The sequence below is a fragment of the Paenibacillus sp. P22 genome, assembly GCF_000469945.2.
Classification (GTDB): Bacteria; Bacillota; Bacilli; order Paenibacillales; family Paenibacillaceae; genus Paenibacillus_O; species Paenibacillus_O humicus.
Genome location: NZ_CBRA020000155.1, coordinates 24,862 through 41,892 on the forward strand (window position 1 = coordinate 24,862; position 17,031 = coordinate 41,892).

Consider the following 17,031-nt stretch of genomic DNA (forward strand, 5'->3'; position numbering starts at 1 on the left):
CGGCTCTGTCCAATCGGATCCATATCGCCGAGCTCCGCAGATACGCTCAGCCTCAAAAAGCCCCGCAGCCGCAATTTAGCGGCAGCGAGGCTCGTTTCGAGAGCCTTGCAACCCCTGCGCGAAGACGCAAGGGCACCAGGGGCTGTTCCAAAAGCCAACGGCTTTTGGGACAGCCCCTCTTTGGCGTCAATCGGATTCCGGCCGAAGCTGATCCTTGCGGCGCCGTCTATGGCGATCCCATAGAGAGAACAGGATGATGGCCCCCGACAGGATCACATTGATCCACAGCGCCATCATGACGACGGTATAGGAGGCGGAGCCCCGCTGCACGGCCGTCAAGCTGAGCAGGCAGAGCAGCAGCAGGACGAAGGACATGGACAGGACGATGCGGCCGAGCAGGCGCAGGTCGTCCATCAGCTGTCCCGGGCGGCGCGGATCGCCGCCATCCTCTCCTGCCAGCCGGCCATCGTCTGCTCGGCCAAATGGCAGGCCGCCTCGCTGGCGCCGACGGGGCGCAGCTGCGGCTCCTCCTGCGAGCAGAGATCGATCGCATGCGGGCAGCGGGGATGGAAGCGGCAGCCGGCAGGCGGCCGGGCCGCATTCGGCATTTCGAGGCTCCGCAGAGGCAGCTCCAGCATCGCCTTGGCGATGTCGGGATCCGGCGTCGGCACCGCGGACAGCAGCGCCTGCAGGTAGGGATGCCCCGGCCGGCTCAGCACGTCGTCCACGCCGCCGAGCTCCATGACGCGGCCGAGGTACATGACCGCCATGCGGCCCCGTTCGGCGATGTAGCGGGCCGTCGCGAGGTCATGGGTGATGTAGACGATGGCGATGTCCAGCTTGCGGTTCAGTTCCGCCATCAGGTTGAGGATCGAGATGCGCAGGCTGACGTCGATCATGGAGACGGGCTCGTCGGCGACGATGACCTTCGGATTCAGCGAGATGGCTCTGGCCATGAGGATGCGCTGGCGCTGACCGCCCGACAGCTGATGCGGATACTTGTCGAGAAAGCGGTCCGGCGGCGTCAGGCCGACCGTCTCCAGCAGCTCGATGACGCGGGCTCTGGCCGCCTTTCGCCTTTTGACGATTTTGCGCTGCAGAATCGGAGCGGAGAGAGACTGATAGATCGTCCGCATCGGATTGAGCGCCGCATAGGAGTCCTGCTGCACCATCTGCACGCCGCCGCGGAAGTCCTGGTAGCGCTCGCCCTTGAGCCCGGCAATGTCCGCTCCCTGGAACAGTACCCGTCCCGAGGTCGGCTTCGCCAGCCCCGTCAGGACGCTGCCGAGCGACGTCTTGCCGCAGCCGCTCTCGCCGACGAGGGCGATGATCTCGCCCGGATAAATATCGAGATCGACGTCGACGACGGCGCCGACCTTCTCCGCAGGGGCCATCATGCCGCGGCGCCGCTCATAGTAGAGGCTCACTCCTTGGAGACTCATCAAAGCCTGCTGCTCCCCGGTGCGGGACAGCTCCCGGCTGCGCCGAAGCGGTTCCTGCTGCAGCTCCAGTTCTCTGACGCTCATGAAGTACGCACCTCCGCGATCGATACGGTATTGGAATCCGGATGCAGATGGCAGGAGGCCTCATGGCCTCCCGGCCAGACGACGCGGGACGGCGAAGCCGTCCTGCACGCGTCGAAGGCATGCTCGCAGCGGGGAGCGAACGGGCAGCCCGGGGGGCATGCGCAGCAGATCCGGCGGCGAGCCCGGAATCGCCTTGCGCTCCGACAGATCGTCGTACAGGCTGGGCACCGCTTTCATCAGCTTGGCCGTATAAGGATGCTTGGGGCGCTTGAACATGTCGTAGACGCTGCCCGCCTCCACGATATTGCCGGCATACATGACCCCGACCCGGTCGGCGGCTTTGGCGACGACGCCGATATCATGGGTGAGCAGCAGCATCGTGATGTCCATTTCCTTGTGGATCTTGACCAATATGTCGAAGATATACGCCTGCGTAATGACGTCGAGCGCGGTCGTCGGCTCGTCGAGAATGACGAGCTGCGGATCGAGCAGCAGGCTGAAGGCGATCATGACCCGCTGCTTCATGCCTCCCGACATCTCGTGGGGGAACGCCTGCAGCACGCGGTCCGGCTCCAGCCGCACATAATCCATCAAGTCGCGGGCCTTGTCGACAATTTGCTTCTCCGAAGCGCCGCTTCGATGAGCCCGGTACGTCTCGATGATCTGATCCTTGATCCGCACGACCGGGTTCAGCGCGTTCTGCGCGGCCTGGAACACCATGGATGCTCTCTCCCACTTGTACGCCTGGAGCTGCTTGCGGCTCAGCGCCAGTATGTCCTCGCCGTCGAAGCGGATCGTTCCGGCGGCGATGCGGCCGGGGCTGGTTACCGCTCGCATGACGGCGGACGCGAGCGTCGACTTGCCGCTGCCGCTCTCGCCGACGAGAGCCGTGATCTGGCCGCGCGGAATGGAAAAGTCGGCTTGGTTGACAGCCTTCAGCGTACCGGCGCGCATCGGAAACTCGATCGTCAATCCTTTTATTTCGACCAGATTGTCCATAGCTGCTCCTCCTTTCTCAGGGTGTTCAGTTCGATCTCAGCCGCGGATTCAGCGCTTCCTCCAGACCGTTGCTGAAGAAGATGCAGGACATCTGGAACAGTCCGAGGCAGAGAATCGGCGAGATCAGATAGATGTATCCTTTGGGGTTGAAGATGCCGCCCGTGTTCTGCACGGCGAGCTGGATCATCATGCCCCAGTTCGTCGGCGAGTAGGGGGCGAGGCCGAGCATCATGAGGCCGACGCTGGCTACGATCGCCCCCTGCGCCGCCATGATGAAGTTGATCGCGAGGTAGGGAGTCAGGTTCGGCAGGATTTCGCGGGACAGGATGTAAGGCATGCGCAGTCCCATGATCCGGCAGGCGACGATGAATTCCCGGTTTTTCAGCGACAGCAGCTGGGAGCGGACCGCCCGGGCGAGCGGAGCCCAGGACCAGACCGCGAGAATGAAGGAGAAGGCGACGGGATTTTTGATCTGCACGAGCGCGGCCACGATCATCAGGACGGGAAAGCTCGGAATGGTGAGGAACAGGTTCGTGACGAACATGAGCGCCGTGTCCGTACGGCCTCCGGCGAAGCCGGATACCGCTCCCACGACGAAGCCGATGACGAGCGTGAACAGAGCGGCGAACAGCCCGATCGTCAGCACGTCGCGCGACCCGTAGACGAGCTGCAGGAGGGTGTCCCTGCCGCCGTAGTCCGTGCCCAGCCAATGAGACCAGGAAGGGCTTGCGTACCGGTTGTCGAACTTGACCGTCATGTCGAGGCTGGCCAGCATCGGCCCGAAAATCGCCATGAAGATGAAGACGGCGAGGATGATGACGCCGCTGAACGACTTCTTGTTGCGATAGATCGTTCTCCAGAAATCGGCGAATCCTTGGCTCATGATTTATCCCTCCTCCAGCTTGACGCGCGGATCCAGCCTGGCATAGATCAGGTCCGAGGCGAGATTGGCGACGATGACCGCGACGCTCGTCACGAGCAGCAGTCCCTGCATGAGCGTATAATCCCGCTGCTGGGTCGCCTGGCCGATATAATAGCCCATGCCGGGATAGCTGAACACGTTCTCGATCAGCGGCGAGCCGCCCAGCATGAAGCCGAAGTTGACCGCCAGCGTCGTAATGAGCGGCAGCATCGCGTTGCGCTTCACGTACTGGCTCATGAGCGTGCGCTCGGATACGCCGCGGATGCCGGCGGCGACGATGTAGTCCTCGCCGAGCACGTTGACGGCGCTGCCCTTCATCGTCAGCGCCCATGTTCCGAGCGTCGTGATGACATAGGTCAGAATCGGGAGCGCCCCGTGATAGAGCACGTTCGACAGGAAAGGCAGATTGAAGCCGGGCTCCACGACGGGATCGTAAGCTCCGTTCACGGGGAACCAGCCGAACTGGAAGGAGAACACGACGAGCAGCAGAATCGCGACGATGAAGTTCGGGACGGACGAAGTGATGATGGCGTAGATGGAGACGATCGGATCCAGCAGGCTCTTCCTGCGGAACGCCATCATCGCGCCGAGATTGATGCCGATCAGAAAGCTGATGACGAGCGAGATGCTGAGCACGAACAGCGTCCAGGGCAGCGCGTTCGCTATGATCTCATTGACCGATACGTTCTGGTAGATCATCGACATGCCGAGGTTGCCGTGCAGCAGTCCGCCGAGATATCGGCCGAGCTGAGTCAGCAGCGGTTCGTTCGGATTGTAGTTGATCATGGCGGTGATCTGGCGGTACGCCTCTTCCAGGCTCATCCCGCGCTGGGTCGCGTAATCGCGCGCCCACGAGTCGATGGCGCTGCCTGGAGTCATGCGCAGCAGCACAAAGGTGAGCAGCATCGCGAGCAGGACGGTGACGGCCGACATTCCGATTCGTTTGGCAATTCCTCTGGGGCTCATGACTTGCACCTCCGTCGTTAGTCGTCAGCGGGGCCAGTATTCTCTTGGCATGAAGGTAGAGTTGAAGCCGTGGTTCAAATGGGTGACGGCCAGCCGGTCCGCGTCGGTTTCCGGCAGCGGCATATCCCGTCCGCTCTGGACGATCTGGTCCATCATCGGATAATTGCCGGCCATCGTGCGCGTGTTGATCCAGGCGCCGGTCACGTTCTGGAAGAAGTTGACCCCCCAGCAGTTCTCGTTGGCGATCCAGGCGAGGTTGTCGATGATCGCCTTGCGCTCGCTCTCCTCCTGGACGTAGGGGAAGCGCCGCATCTCCTTGTCGACGTCCACCGTCTTTCCGTCGATGCCCGCCACCTTGAGGTCGAGGCGTCCCGTATCGATTTCGGAGCCGTCCGCGCCTGTTTTCTTGACGTTCGGGAAGCCGACCTTCTTCTTGGTGCCGTCCCAGTAGACGACCTTGAGCGAGCTCCAAGGATTTTGGAAGCCCCAGGAGACGTCTACCCAGTCCATGGACATGTCGTAGAGGCCCTTATCTGCGTTGGCGAAATAAATCGTGCTGTCGACGGCCTTAAGCTTGGTCGGGATGCCGAACCTGGTGAGCTGCTCGGCGGCGATCTGCGCGGAGTTGACTCCCGGCACCCAGTTGTTCGGCGCGCCGATGATGAACGACGGCACATGGCCGCCCGGATCCCTCCAGAGGCCGTCCGGGCCTTTGCTCCAGCCGATTTCCTGCAGCAGGGAAGCCGCCTTCTCCGGATTGTGGGTGTAGTCGGTCATTTTGCCCAGCGCCTCGGCGCTGAGCTCGCTCTCCAGAGAGGAGGGCATGATGCCGGTCATCGAGATTTTCGGATATTCCTTGCCGTAGTAGTTGCCGATCTCCCTCAGCTTGCTCTTTTCAAACACATAGGTGAGGGCCTGCCTGAACTTCACCTGCTCGAACGGCTTGCGGCGGATGTTGTACATGAGGCCGACGCTGGCGGGATCGTACATGCGGTAATGGAGCAGGTCCGGATTCAGCTTGAGCAGCGACTCCAGAATGTCCTTGGGAGGCGTGCCGTCGTACCAGTCCAGCTTGCCGGATTTGACCAGGGCATATTGGGCGCTCAGCTCGGGAACATTCTTGATCCAGATCTTGTCGTAGTTGACCGCGTCCGGCTGCCAGTAATCCGGATTGCGGCTCAGCAGCATGTCGGTGGTCGTCACCTTTTCGAACTTGAAAGGGCCGGTTCCGACCGGAACAGCCGGTCCCGAACGGGTGAATTCATTCCAGTTGAGCGCGATCTGCTTGTTGAGCTCGTCGGGAATATCCAGATGGAAGGGACCGTCTTTGGAGCGGTCCGGCAGCGGCTTGGCCTGCTTCAGCAGCCCGTCGGCCTTGTCGACGTATTTTTGATACAGATGGTAAGGAATCTGTCCCTGCAGGTCTTGGGCGAGCAGCAGCTTCTTGAGCTCCGGATACGGAGCGGGATCAAGCCAGCGGAATACGACCGTATAGTCGTCCGGAGTTTCGATGGAGGACAGGTACTTCGTTACGTCCGCTCCGTTGTTGAGCCGGTAGTAGGCCCACACGTCCTTGCTCGTGAACGGAGCGCCGTCATGCCATTTCACCCCTTTATGGAGATGCACGGTCGTCGTGCCCGGTCCGTCCTCGGTCGATTCGGCGAGCACGTTGTAGACGTCGTTCGTCGATCGGATGAAGACGTACAGGCCTTCGAACATGTAGCGGTTGTTCGTGTCGCCGATTCCGCCCGACCCGAACGGATTGCCCTGGTACAGCGGAGGCTTCGGCCAGCCGCCCAGCACCCGGAATATTTTCTCCTTGTTGAATTTCAGCTGATCGTCCGGCACGGGCTTCTGCGCCCCCTGCAGCTCGCCGGCTTCGATGCGCGCGGCAAGCCCTGGCGAGGAGGCACCGCAGCCTGACATCGCCGCCACGGAAACGGCCAAAGCAAGCGTGGCCCATGTTTTGCCGCTTCTCAAAAGGTTCACCTGATTCTCCTCCCATCTGGATCCACTTTCCTCCGGCTGCCCGTTGGAAGTGCTTTCATTGTATTCTTGGCCGAGGCTGGCGTGTTGATAAAAACGCTTTCATTATTCTGCCGGAATAGGGCGGAAATTGCTTGAAAGGAACGGTCGGAAACGGTTGCGGCAAAAAGGGGAATAGAAGGTGAGTTGGCGGAAAGGGAGGATGAAAAGAGGGAGAGTGGACAGAAATTGAGACGTTGAAGTTGGGAGAGTGGAGAAACAGGAAGACGGACAACCAAAGAGAGCGGGAGAACAAAAGGGAGAATTGGGGAAATGGGGGATGCAAAGAAAAGGGAGTCTGGAGAACGGGTTTCTATCATTCGTGGCTTGGCAGGATGGGAAGGGATGCCGCCGGAGTTGCAAGTGGAGCGGAACAGACGGCAAACAGGCCGCCCGGCCAAAAGGACCGGACAGCCTGCCTGGAATATCGAAACGATCAAAACGGAGTCTGGAAGCCAAATGCGGAAAAGATGCGGGATGAATTCAAGCCTTACTGGCCTTCCTTGCGCCATTCCAAAGGAGTCATGCCGACGTTCTTGACGAACAGGTCATGGAAGCGGCTGGAGCTGCTGAAGCCTACCTCCGAGGCGATGAACTCCACCGGCTTCGCGGACAGGCGGAGCAGCCGCTTGGCTTCCTGCAGCCGCAGCGAGATCATGTACTGCTTGGGCGAGAGGCCGGTCCGCTCCGAGAATTTCTTGCGGAATATGCTTTCGGACAGATAATGGCTCGCCGCCAGATCCGAAACCTTGAGCGACGTGTGGTATTGCTGATGGATCTGCTTGATCGCATCCTTGATGAGCTGCTCCTCGCCGGTATCGCCGGACGGCTCCGCCGCGGCGCTGTCAACCGCGCAGACGTGGAAGGCCAACAGCAGCGTCTCCAGGGAATTGCGCAGCAGATCCGGCAAAAATTCCTCTGAACTCGGCTCGCGGCCTTCCTGCGCGAGCTGCTTCATCGCGCCGGCTGCCCGCTCGAGGTGGACACCGGTCAGCCTGGCTTTGAGGATGGGGCCGGTGCGCTGGGAGAAGGCTTGCTGGAACAGGTACTGCGGGTAAGCCGGCATCTCCAGCTCATGCAGATGCAGCGAATAGCCTTCCCAATGCTTGATGCATACGTAGCTGTGCGGGGCTGCCGAGGGGATGAGGATCATATTCCCGGCGGACACCCTTGCATTCTGCTCGCCGGAGGCATAGTACCCTTCGCCCTTGATCAGAAGCGTGATTTCTGCCTCCGGATGACTATGGGTCTTGAACTGGCCTATCCGATCCTCTTGATTCGGCGTACGGGAGCTGAAGGATGTGACATGATCGATAAATCCGGTTCCCATAAGAAATCCCATACCTTTTCTTTGAAAATGGAGGCGCTATCATCCGCTGACTGCGCATCTGCAAGGATAGGGAGACGAATGGCTTCCTCGCCGCCGCAAGCGAAAGGGCGGCGGCAGCTTTGCGCCGTCTTCATCCGGTCTCAGCTCTGCTCTTGAAATGAAACTCTCAGACAGGCTCCGCCTGCTGGTCCTCGGGAGCTCCCCCGGCATAGTCCGGAACTTCAACGCTCACTTCCGAACGCAGCTCGGCGGAACGGATGACGCCGTCGATGATCGCCTGCTGGATCAGAATCTGCTCGCCCGGAATCGGAGCGCCGCGGCCTTCGCGGATCGCATCGACAAAGTCCCGCACCTTCTCCCGGAACAGGTCGAGCTGATGATCGACGAGCGGAATTCTCGTGCTCGTCTGGCCGCCCATGAAATCGTGGAACATCTCGATGTTGCCGACTCGTCCGTCCCAGACGCCGGACCAGTTGCCCGAGCCGAACGGGGTGATCTTGAGTCCGGCGTCGGTGCCGAGGAAGTTGGTCGTGCCGAGAGAGTCGAGATGCATCGCCCAGCTGATCTTGAAGTGGAGCGTCAGATCGCCTTCGAAGCGGATCATCGCCGCTCCGAAATCCTCAACGTCGAATTTGTCGGCCTCGGCGTGATAGAGAGGATTGCGGCCGAAATGGTTGAATGTGCTGGCGGAGACGGTGAGCGGCTTCGGATAGTCAAGCGCGTTGAGCGCCATATCCAGGGAATAGCAGCCGATGTCGGCCATGGCGCCTGCGCCTGCCAGCTCCTTGCGGATGAACGTGCCTCCCGGCATGCCGCGCCTGCGGCCGCCGCCGGTCTCGACGTAATAGACCTTGCCGAGCTTGCCGGAGCGCACGATCTCCTGGATCAGCTTCATATTGGGGTCGTAGCGCGGCTGGAAGCCGATCGTGAGCATGCGGCCGCTGCTGCGCGAAGCCTTCACCATGTCCAGTCCCTCTTCCAGCGTGACGGACATCGGCTTCTCCAGCAGCACATGCTTGCCCGCGTTCAGGGAGTCGACGGTCGGCTGGCGATGGGCGGAGTTCGGCGTGCAGACGCTGATGCCGTCGAGATCCATCGCGAGCATTTCCCGATAGTCGTCGAAAGGAGCGGTGCCGATGAGGTCATGCTTGCGGATGAACTCCAGTGCCTTGCCGGGGATGGCGTCGGCGACGGCTGCGATTTCCACTCCCGGGATGGTTTTGTAGGCGGCGGCATGGGAGCCGGCGATGCCGCCGCTGCCGATGATGCCGATTCGTATGGTCGATGTGGACAAGGGTTTCTCTCCTTCCGAGTGGCGCGCCGCTAAGCAGGGCAGCGCGGACAGCCGGCTTTATACGGGCTGGCTGCGCATTTGTTCCCGGTAGCGGCTCGGGGTAAGGCCGAATTTCTTGCGGAAAACGTAATGAAGGTAGCTGCCGCTCTGGAAGCCGGTTTCGGCCGCGATCTGCTCGATGGAGCCTTGATTGCGGGCGAGCGCTTCGCATACCTGTTCGAGGCGGCAGCGTTCCAGATAATCGCTGAACGAGACGCCGCCTTGCTCCTTCATGATCCGCTGCAGCTGGCGGCTGCTGACATGGATGCGGTCGGCCGCATCCTGGAGCGACAGGGGACTGGAATAGTTGTCCCGGATGAAGCGGGTGATGAGCTGGTAGCGGTAGAGCGACATGTCCCGCTCGGGATGGGCGACCTGCGGCAGCGGCTGCAAAGGGGCGCGGGCGGCACGGAGCAGAATTTGAATGACCGCCTGCTTCACCGTCGTACCCCAGCCGGGCTCGGCCTCCTGGACGGCTTTGTAAGCCGTCAGGAACCAGGGCATCGCCTGGCAGCGGTCCGGGATAGGATGCGGTCCGAGCGCATCCAGGGCTGCGATGCAGTTCTCCGCCTCCTGGCGTTCCCATTCGTCCTCCCCGGAGGCGGCCGGCTCATCCTCGATCGGAACGATGTCGATATGCAGGCTGAGCTCCTCCGTACCGTCCGGACGGCCCGCCAGCTGCTGGTGGAGCACGCCGGGGCCGGTCAGATAGAACATGCCTTCGCGGAATTCATGATCGCTGTCCTCGAGGGACAGCGTGCCGGAGCCGCGGGCGATGAAGTGGAATTCATATTCCGAATGCTTGTGGTAGCGAATGAGGCGATCCTCCGGGAAGGAGGCGAGATGAAAATGCAGCACCCGAAGCCGGTATGCTCCCCAGCGGAACCGGAGCTCCAGCCGGTCCATGGCATCCCGCTTCTCCATCATCGGGGCATAGGGAAACGGCTTGGAACCCGGCGTTCTCATTGCGCTGCGCCGGCCAGGTCGATCCGCTTGCCTTCGGCTGCGGAGCGGTTCGCCGCTTCCATCAGCCTCGTCAGATCGGAAGCGAGAGCGATGTTCTCCTCGCCCTCGGTGCCGTTCTCGATATGTCCAACCCATTGGCTGAACGCATTCGGCAGCTTGGTCCCGAGCGGAATCTCCTTCCATTGCTCCTCGAGCTTCGTGCTGCGCACGCTGATGACGTCGTCCGGATTGCCGTACAGCAGCGTACCTTCCGTGCCGAAAAGCTCGATCTGGAAAGGAGAATGCTTGCTGGCGAAGCCGGCCTCGACGACGCCGATCGCTCCATCCGCGTAAGAGAGGACGGCAACGGCATTGTCTTCGACTTCGCGTCCGGTCACATGTCCGTACGTTGCGGTCAGGCTTTCCGGCATGCCGCCAAGGAACAGGCGGGTCAAATACATCGGATGGCAGCCGAGATCGATGAGCGCTCCGCCTGCCGTCTGCTCCGCCGAGTAGAAATGCTCCGGCAGCCAATTGGCCAAGGCGCCGTCGTGCGCAAGGCGGACGCGGACAAGCGTGAGCTTGCCGAGCAGTCCCTGCTCCAGCACTTCGCGGATGGCCGTCGTATAGCCGTCATTGAGGCGGGGGAGAGATACCGTCAGCTTGACTCCGGCTTCTTGAACCGCTTTCAAAATCTCATCCAGCTCGGCTGCCGTAGGCGCGATGACCTTCTCCGTGAAGATATGCTTGCCGGCTTTGGCCGCCTTGACCATCACTTCGGCATGCATCGTCGTCGGCGCGTCCACGATGACGGCATCCACATCCTCGCGCGCGAGAACTTCGTCCAGGCTGCTTACGAACGGAACGCCGAGCTTGTCGGCGGCTTCCTGGCCGCGTGAAGGCACTTCATCCCATACAACCGTAATTTGCGTGCCGGGATGCTCGTTTGCGTAGCCCGTGTATTCCCAAGCATGGACATGCCAGAAGCTGAGTTTTGCGATTCGAATCATAGCGGAAAGGTCCCCTTTCATAATGGAAGCAGACTGTAAGAATGCGACATGGCTTTAAGGTAACATAGGACAATGACTACGAACAGTGTACAAATATGACATCCGATATGTAAAATGGCGACATTGGTTCCGGTTTGATTTCGGAGTTGTTAGGCCTCAAAATAGAAGGAAGGCGAAATTCTCGGCCTGGAAATGGGATCCGGGACATGCTGGCATCTGGGGAAGGGGGCGGAAGCATGAGGATGAGAAGAGCCGTGCAGGCTCCCATCCATCTCTACCGCAAGTTCATATCGCCGCTGAAGCCGCCGACCTGCCGCTTCTATCCGACCTGCTCCGCCTATGCGCTGGAGGCGGTGGAGAAGCATGGCGCGGCCAAGGGCTCCTATCTGGCGGCAAGACGCATCCTGCGCTGCCATCCGTTCCACCCGGGAGGCTACGATCCCGTGCCATGAGCTTCCTTGACATGCACAGGGTCGTTTCGGTATGATTACGACAAATACAGCTTACCCGATGAAGGGAAGAGTAGTTTCCGCAGCTGCCGCATCAGAGAGCCGGGCAAGACGGTGCAAGCCGGCCGGGGGCGGGAAACGAAGATGGTCCCGGAGGATTCCGCTCCGAACGGCAGCAGCCTGGCGCTGAAGCCGCAAGGTACGGACGCGCGCAGCCGGCGTTAGCGGCTTGCCGTTCTTCCAGGAACGGCTTCACTAGAGCTTCCCGTCCGCCTCGAGCCAGAGGCAGGGAAGGAATTTGGGTGGTACCACGAAGCGCTCTCGCTCTCGTCCCATAGCGGACGGGAGCTTTTTTGCATGTCCATATCGATCCGGAGGGATTCCCATGCCAGAGAACAACAACAGCTATTACATTACGACACCGATCTATTACCCGAGCGGCAAGCTCCATATCGGGCATGCCTACTGCACGCTCGCTGCCGACGCGATGGCGCGCTACAAGAGGGCGCAGGGCTACGACGTCAAGTTCCTGACGGGAACCGACGAGCACGGCCAGAAGATCGAGCGCACGGCCAAGGAGCTCGGCATGACGCCGATCGAGTTCCTGGACGGAACGGTCGGCGAGATTCAGAAGCTGTGGAAGAAGCTCGAGATCAGCCACGACGACTTCATCCGCACGACCGAGGAGCGCCATAAGAAATCGGTTGAGAAGATCTTCAAGCAGCTGCTCGACCAAGGCGACATTTATAAAGGAACGTACGAGGGCTGGTATTGCACGCCTTGCGAGTCTTTCTTCACGGAGCGCCAGCTTGTGGACGGCAAATGCCCCGATTGCGGACGTCCCGTGGAGCTGGTCAAGGAGGAGAGCTATTTCCTCGGGATGAGCAAGTATGCCGACCGGCTGCTGCAATATTATGAGGACAATCCGGATTTCATCCAGCCGGAATCCCGCAAGAACGAGATGATCAACAACTTCATCAAGCCCGGCCTCGAGGACCTGGCCGTGTCGCGGACGACGTTCGACTGGGGCATCAAGGTTCCCGGAGATCCCGAGCATGTCATTTATGTATGGATCGACGCGCTCTCCAACTATATCACCGCGCTTGGCTACGACTCGGAAGACGATTCCCAGTACCGCCATTTCTGGCCGGCCGACGTTCATCTGGTCGGCAAGGAGATCGTCCGCTTCCATACGATCTACTGGCCGATCATGCTGATGGCTCTCGACCTGCCGCTGCCCAAGAAGGTGTTCGGCCATGGCTGGTGGCTCGTCAAGGAAGGCAAGATGTCCAAGTCCAAGGGCAACGTCATCGATCCCGTCGTCCTTCTGGAGCGTTATGGACTTGACGCTCTCCGGTATTTCCTGCTTCGCGAGGTGCCGTTCGGGTCGGACGGAACGTTCACTCCCGAGGCTTTCGTGGAAAGGCTGAACTTCGATCTCGCCAACGACCTCGGCAACCTGCTGAGCCGCACGGTGGCGATGATCGACAAATACTTCGGAGGGGAAGTTCCGGCCTATGCCGGCGTCGTGACCGAATTCGACGGCCCGCTGCAGGCGCTCGCGGCCGAGGTCGTCTCGTCGGTAGAGGCTTCCATGGATCGCATGGAGTTCTCGGTCGCGCTGTCTTCCCTCTGGCAGCTGATCAGCCGCACGAACAAGTACATCGACGAAACCCAGCCATGGGTGCTCGCCAAGGATGAAGCCCGCCGCGGCGAGCTCGCCTCCGTCATGTACCATCTGGCGGAATCGCTGCGCATCGTCTCCATCCTGCTGACGCCGTTCATGACCCGCGCTCCGCAGGAGATCCGCCGCCAGCTCGGCGCGGAGAACGACGCTCTTGCCGCATGGGAATCGGTCCGCTCGTTCGGCAGCCTGCCGGCCGGAACCCGCGTCTCGAAGGGCAGCGCCCTGTTCCCTCGTCTGGATGCGCCGGAGGAAATCGCTTATATCGCTTCCGCCATTCTCGGCGGAGGAGACAAGAAAGAGGAGCCGGCAGCCGAAGCCAAGCCGGAATCCGCTTCTTCCGCGCCTGCCGCTGCCGTGACGGCTCCGGAGCCGAAGGAAGAGATCGGCATCGACGATTTCGCCAAGGTCGAGCTGCGCGTCGGGCAGGTGATTGCAGCCGAGCCGGTGCCGAAGGCCGACAAGCTGCTCAAGCTGAAGCTGGATCTCGGCTATGAGCAGCGGCAGGTCGTCTCCGGCATCGCCAAGTTCTACAAGCCGGAGGAGCTGGTCGGCCGCAAAGTCATCTGCGTGACGAACCTGAAGCCGGTCAAGCTGCGCGGCGAGCTGTCCCAGGGAATGATCCTCGCCGCATCCGTCGGCGACGAGCTGACGCTGGCGACGGTGCCGGATTCCATGCCGAACGGCGCCATCGTCAAATGATCCGAACCAAAAAGCAGGATGCGGGCGACAGCCCCGCATCCTGCACCTATTAAGGGAGGCTGGTCCAAACCATGTCCAGCGTGAACATCGGCTTGGCATTCGCCGCAGGCATCGCGTCCTTCGTGTCGCCATGCTGCCTGCCGCTCTACCCTTCGTATTTATCGTACATAACGGGCATATCGGTCACCGAGCTCAAAAGCGACAATCCCGGCCGCGAGGTGAGGCGCCGGACCATGAGCCATACGCTGTTCTTCATTCTCGGGTTTTCGCTTGTCTACTACACGCTCGGTTACGGAACGAACCGCTTCGCCGAGGTGTTCGCCGATTACCAGGACCTGATCCGGCAGCTGTCCGCCATCCTCATCATGCTCATGGGACTGTTCCTGATCGGGCTGTTCCAGCCGAAGGCATTGATGAGGGACTTCAAAATGCCGGTGAAGCTGCGGTCGGGCTATCTCGGATCGTTCATCTTCGGAATCGGCTTCTCCGCCGGCTGGTCGCCGTGCGTCGGTCCGATCCTGGCGGCGATTCTGGCTCTTGCGGCATCCGATCCGGGAACATGGTTCGGGCTTACGACCGCTTATGCGCTCGGCTTCGCGATTCCGTTTTTCGTGCTCGCTTTTTTTTATCGGCTCGACGAGGTGGATCGTCCGCTACTCGTCTGTCCTGATGAAGATCGGCGGCGCCTTGATGCTGGTGATGGGCGTGCTGCTGTTCACGAACAAGATGTCCGTCATCACGATCTATCTGAATGGAATCACGCCGGAATGGCTGCGGTTCTGATCCTTGATCAAGTGAAATAATCGATCGTCGCCTCAGGGAAATGCTCGAAGATGCGCTCGGATATAAACATCCGCAGCGCATTTGCCTGTTCATCGGGGTAGACGTATTTGCCTTGGCCCCAGCGGCCCCATTTGTACTTGCGCTTTTCGATATCCATCTCTAGCTTCGTTTTCGGATAGCGTTTCTCGATCGTCGCCTTGGCGGTCTTGGTGAAGCGATGCTGGATGAGCTCGAAAGTCAGATCGGGAATTCCGGCAGGCAGCGTCTTGGCCAGGTTTTCCAGCAGCTCGGCATACCCTTCCTGCCAGCCTTCGTGCCAGATGATCGGCGCGATGATGAACCCGACGGGATATCCGGCAGCCGCGACTTTGCCGGCCGCTTCAATCCGCTGCTCGAAGCGGGATGTCGCGGGCTCGAAGTTTTTGATGACATACCTGGCGTTGACGCTGAAGCGGATGCGGGTATGGCCGTTGTGGCGCGCATCGAGCAAGGAATCGACATGGTGGAATTTGGTGACGAACCGCAGTCTGCCGTACTCCTGGTCCGCCATGAACTCGATCAGCTCGCGCAGGGAGCCGGTTATCGGCTCGAGGCCGACGGGATCGCTCGTGCACGCGGCTTCAAAACGGGTGATTTGAGGCACGCGCTCATCGATGTATCCTTTCGCCGCCTCCATGATTTCGTCGGTGTTCACATAGACGCGGATATAAGGCTTCGCGCCGAGAGTCGTCTGCAGATAGCAGTAGTGGCAATGGGCCATGCAGCCCGTCGCGATCGGGATGGCATATTCGGCGGAAGGCTTGGACTGGTCGAACTTGAGCGTTTTGCGGATGCCGACGACGAGCGTCCGCTTGGCGATTTTATATTGCTCCAGCTCGGAATCGCCGGGCAGATTGGTGATGCGGTTGTGGGATGTCGTCATGCGGATAGGCAGTCCCTGTTTGACCGCCCATTCATGGATCCGCTTCCCCTTGGGATAGTTCAGCGAGTCCGGCTCGAAATAGACCAGCTCGGGCACGAAAACGTCGGGCCGGCCGGTGCGTGGACGTTCCATGACAGTGCTCATAACGGCAAACCTCCTCGGGAAGGATGGATGATGGCTCGGGGTTAGTTTGGCATGGAAGCAAGCTTTTCAATAAGGGAAATCCCGGCTGCGCAAGTTGCAGGAGGCCGGAGCGCGTTGTATGATACTAAAGTAGCGTGGCGCCGAGAGAGTGGAGGCGCCCAGCAGGTTAGGAGGGTTTTCATGCCTACACCGAGCATGGAAGATTATTTGGAACGGATCTACAAGCTGATTGAGGAAAAAGGATATGCCCGCGTATCGGATATCGCGGAAGGGCTGGAGGTCCATCCATCCTCGGTGACCAAAATGATTCAGAAGCTGGACAAGGACCAGTATCTGATTTATGAGAAATATCGCGGCCTCATCTTGACGGCCAAGGGCAAGAAGATGGGCAAGCGGCTGATGGAGCGCCATCATCTGCTGGAGCAGTTCCTGGAAGTCATCGGAGTCCAGGAAGCCAACATCTATCAGGATGTCGAGGGAATCGAGCATCATCTCAGCTGGGATTCCATTACGTGCATCGAGACGCTCGTGGAGTACTTCCGCCGTGACGAGACGAGGCTGGAGACGCTCCGAAGCATCCGCAGCGAGCTGGAATCCGAATAGAGCCGCCGGAATCAAATAACGGCAGGCGGGAATGGAACCATTCCGCGCCTGCCGTTATTTTTTGTTCCTGCTCCTTGTTCAATGATACTTGGGCATGCCGTCCTCGTCCTTGCCGCCGTCGATGACCCGGAAAGGAGAGGGCTTGCGGCCGCGCGCCTTGGCGGAGGCGGATTTGAAGCGGGAAGGCTCTCCGCGGCCCTTACCGGCATGGCGGGGGCTTGGCTTGACGGCGCGTTTCCTGCGGGCGGGACTGAACCAATAGAAGGCGAAGATGCCGCCGAGAATGACGGCTGGAAGGAGGAGGCTGAACGGATTGCGGGCAAGGCTGCTCCCCAGTCCGATCACAACCAGCACGGCAACGACCGCCGTCCCTATGTTGACCTTGTTGCGACGCATGCAAATCCGCCCTTTCTATTGACGATGCTCCCCTTCGGGATGCTCTCGAGACGGTCAGACAGCCGGTTGTACGTTGACTTCCCGCTCGAGCTCGCGCATCCGGTTGAAGGAGGCGATGGATACTTCGACCTGGTCGTCCGTCGGCTCCTTCGTCGTCAGCAGCTGCAGCCACAGCCCGGGATAGCCGAGATAGCGCAGCACCGGAACGTCGCGCAGGGCGTTTGTCCAGCGCAGCACCTCATAGGATGCGCCCGAGCACGACGGAAGGAGAAGGATGCGAATGTAGATCCTC

General features: G+C 60.5%; 16 protein-coding genes and 1 pseudogene. 4 read left to right on the forward strand and 13 right to left on the reverse strand.

Annotated elements, in window-relative coordinates; genetic code table 11:
* Window positions 1-186: 186 nt before the first annotated feature.
* The 10 genes from BN871_RS19725 to BN871_RS19770 all read right to left on the reverse strand — a co-directional run bounded on the left by BN871_RS19725 (window position 187) and on the right by BN871_RS19770 (window position 11,056).
* Complete coding sequence (locus tag BN871_RS19725) at window positions 187-414, reverse strand: hypothetical protein (RefSeq protein WP_021878215.1); 228 nt, start codon at window positions 412-414, stop codon at window positions 187-189.
* The gene (locus BN871_RS19730; RefSeq protein ID WP_083436547.1) at window positions 414-1,526 is read right to left on the reverse strand and encodes an ABC transporter ATP-binding protein; all 1,113 of its coding nucleotides are present in this window, start codon (window positions 1,524-1,526) and stop codon (window positions 414-416) included. The genes BN871_RS19725 and BN871_RS19730 overlap by 1 nt, the downstream gene beginning before the upstream one ends.
* A gap of 60 nt (window positions 1,527-1,586) precedes the next feature.
* Window positions 1,587-2,525 (reverse strand): ABC transporter ATP-binding protein, encoded by a 939-nt coding sequence (locus tag BN871_RS19735; protein WP_053087018.1) that lies wholly within the window; start codon window positions 2,523-2,525, stop codon window positions 1,587-1,589.
* Between the two features lie 25 nt (window positions 2,526-2,550).
* Window positions 2,551-3,408, reverse strand: coding sequence for an ABC transporter permease (locus BN871_RS19740; RefSeq protein WP_048748460.1), 858 nt, complete (start codon window positions 3,406-3,408; stop codon window positions 2,551-2,553).
* Window positions 3,409-3,411: 3 nt separating this feature from the next.
* Window positions 3,412-4,413 carry an ABC transporter permease gene (locus BN871_RS19745; protein ID WP_048748461.1) on the reverse strand — a complete coding sequence of 334 codons (1,002 nt, stop codon included), beginning with the start codon at window positions 4,411-4,413 and terminating at the stop codon, window positions 3,412-3,414.
* A 24-nt stretch (window positions 4,414-4,437) separates the two neighbouring features.
* The gene (locus BN871_RS19750) at window positions 4,438-6,402 is read right to left on the reverse strand and encodes an ABC transporter substrate-binding protein (protein WP_021878219.1); all 1,965 of its coding nucleotides are present in this window, start codon (window positions 6,400-6,402) and stop codon (window positions 4,438-4,440) included.
* 526 nt (window positions 6,403-6,928) lie between these two features.
* Complete coding sequence (locus BN871_RS19755; protein WP_048748462.1) at window positions 6,929-7,768, reverse strand: AraC family transcriptional regulator; 840 nt, start codon at window positions 7,766-7,768, stop codon at window positions 6,929-6,931.
* A gap of 166 nt (window positions 7,769-7,934) precedes the next feature.
* Window positions 7,935-9,062, reverse strand: coding sequence for a Gfo/Idh/MocA family protein (locus BN871_RS19760; RefSeq protein WP_048748463.1), 1,128 nt, complete (start codon window positions 9,060-9,062; stop codon window positions 7,935-7,937).
* Window positions 9,063-9,119: 57 nt separating this feature from the next.
* Window positions 9,120-10,067 (reverse strand): AraC family transcriptional regulator, encoded by a 948-nt coding sequence (locus BN871_RS19765; RefSeq protein WP_021878223.1) that lies wholly within the window; start codon window positions 10,065-10,067, stop codon window positions 9,120-9,122.
* The gene (locus BN871_RS19770; RefSeq protein WP_048748464.1) at window positions 10,064-11,056 is read right to left on the reverse strand and encodes a Gfo/Idh/MocA family protein; all 993 of its coding nucleotides are present in this window, start codon (window positions 11,054-11,056) and stop codon (window positions 10,064-10,066) included. The genes BN871_RS19765 and BN871_RS19770 overlap by 4 nt, the downstream gene beginning before the upstream one ends.
* Window positions 11,057-11,298: 242 nt before the next feature.
* Between BN871_RS19770 and yidD the strand changes: the two genes are divergently transcribed.
* The 3 genes and pseudogenes from yidD to BN871_RS19785 all read left to right on the forward strand — a co-directional run bounded on the left by yidD (window position 11,299) and on the right by BN871_RS19785 (window position 14,674).
* Window positions 11,299-11,508 carry a membrane protein insertion efficiency factor YidD gene (gene yidD, locus BN871_RS19775; protein ID WP_048748473.1) on the forward strand — a complete coding sequence of 70 codons (210 nt, stop codon included), beginning with the start codon at window positions 11,299-11,301 and terminating at the stop codon, window positions 11,506-11,508.
* A 382-nt stretch (window positions 11,509-11,890) separates the two neighbouring features.
* Window positions 11,891-13,891, forward strand: a complete 2,001-nt coding sequence (gene metG / locus BN871_RS19780; RefSeq protein WP_048748465.1) for a methionine--tRNA ligase — start codon at window positions 11,891-11,893, stop codon at window positions 13,889-13,891.
* Between the two features lie 71 nt (window positions 13,892-13,962).
* A pseudogene (locus tag BN871_RS19785) lies at window positions 13,963-14,674 on the forward strand (cytochrome c biogenesis CcdA family protein).
* A gap of 7 nt (window positions 14,675-14,681) precedes the next feature.
* Here BN871_RS19785 and splB read toward each other — a convergent pair.
* Window positions 14,682-15,740 carry a spore photoproduct lyase gene (gene splB / locus BN871_RS19790; RefSeq protein ID WP_021878228.1) on the reverse strand — a complete coding sequence of 353 codons (1,059 nt, stop codon included), beginning with the start codon at window positions 15,738-15,740 and terminating at the stop codon, window positions 14,682-14,684.
* A 180-nt stretch (window positions 15,741-15,920) separates the two neighbouring features.
* Here splB and mntR point away from each other — a divergent pair, with 180 nt between their 5' ends.
* A complete protein-coding gene (gene mntR / locus BN871_RS19795) occupies window positions 15,921-16,343 on the forward strand; it encodes a transcriptional regulator MntR (protein ID WP_048748466.1) in 423 nt (140 codons plus the stop codon).
* Window positions 16,344-16,421: 78 nt separating this feature from the next.
* Here the strand turns inward: mntR and BN871_RS19800 are convergent, their stop codons facing one another.
* Both BN871_RS19800 and BN871_RS19805 read right to left on the reverse strand, forming a co-directional pair.
* The gene (locus BN871_RS19800; protein ID WP_021878230.1) at window positions 16,422-16,739 is read right to left on the reverse strand and encodes a hypothetical protein; all 318 of its coding nucleotides are present in this window, start codon (window positions 16,737-16,739) and stop codon (window positions 16,422-16,424) included.
* Between the two features lie 54 nt (window positions 16,740-16,793).
* Window positions 16,794-17,031 (reverse strand): DUF1385 domain-containing protein (locus BN871_RS19805; RefSeq protein WP_048748467.1); only part of this gene is annotated, 238 nt, incomplete at its 5' end.

Bases quoted from the DNA above. Each gene is read 5' to 3' on its own strand.
- BN871_RS19725 (WP_021878215.1), bottom strand. From the start codon at position 414: ATGGACGACCTGCGCCTGCTCGGCCGCATCGTCCTGTCCATGTCCTTC.
- BN871_RS19730 (WP_083436547.1), bottom strand. From the start codon at position 1,526: ATGAGCGTCAGAGAACTGGAGCTGCAGCAGGAACCGCTTCGGCGCAGC.
- BN871_RS19735 (WP_053087018.1), bottom strand. From the start codon at position 2,525: ATGGACAATCTGGTCGAAATAAAAGGATTGACGATCGAGTTTCCGATG.
- BN871_RS19740 (WP_048748460.1), bottom strand. From the start codon at position 3,408: ATGAGCCAAGGATTCGCCGATTTCTGGAGAACGATCTATCGCAACAAG.
- BN871_RS19745 (WP_048748461.1), bottom strand. From the start codon at position 4,413: ATGAGCCCCAGAGGAATTGCCAAACGAATCGGAATGTCGGCCGTCACC.
- BN871_RS19755 (WP_048748462.1), bottom strand. From the start codon at position 7,768: ATGGGAACCGGATTTATCGATCATGTCACATCCTTCAGCTCCCGTACG.
- BN871_RS19765 (WP_021878223.1), bottom strand. From the start codon at position 10,067: ATGAGAACGCCGGGTTCCAAGCCGTTTCCCTATGCCCCGATGATGGAG.
- BN871_RS19770 (WP_048748464.1), bottom strand. From the start codon at position 11,056: ATGATTCGAATCGCAAAACTCAGCTTCTGGCATGTCCATGCTTGGGAA.
- yidD (WP_048748473.1), top strand. From the start codon at position 11,299: ATGAGAAGAGCCGTGCAGGCTCCCATCCATCTCTACCGCAAGTTCATA.
- metG (WP_048748465.1), top strand. From the start codon at position 11,891: ATGCCAGAGAACAACAACAGCTATTACATTACGACACCGATCTATTAC.
- splB (WP_021878228.1), bottom strand. From the start codon at position 15,740: ATGAGCACTGTCATGGAACGTCCACGCACCGGCCGGCCCGACGTTTTC.
- mntR (WP_048748466.1), top strand. From the start codon at position 15,921: ATGCCTACACCGAGCATGGAAGATTATTTGGAACGGATCTACAAGCTG.
- BN871_RS19800 (WP_021878230.1), bottom strand. From the start codon at position 16,739: ATGCGTCGCAACAAGGTCAACATAGGGACGGCGGTCGTTGCCGTGCTG.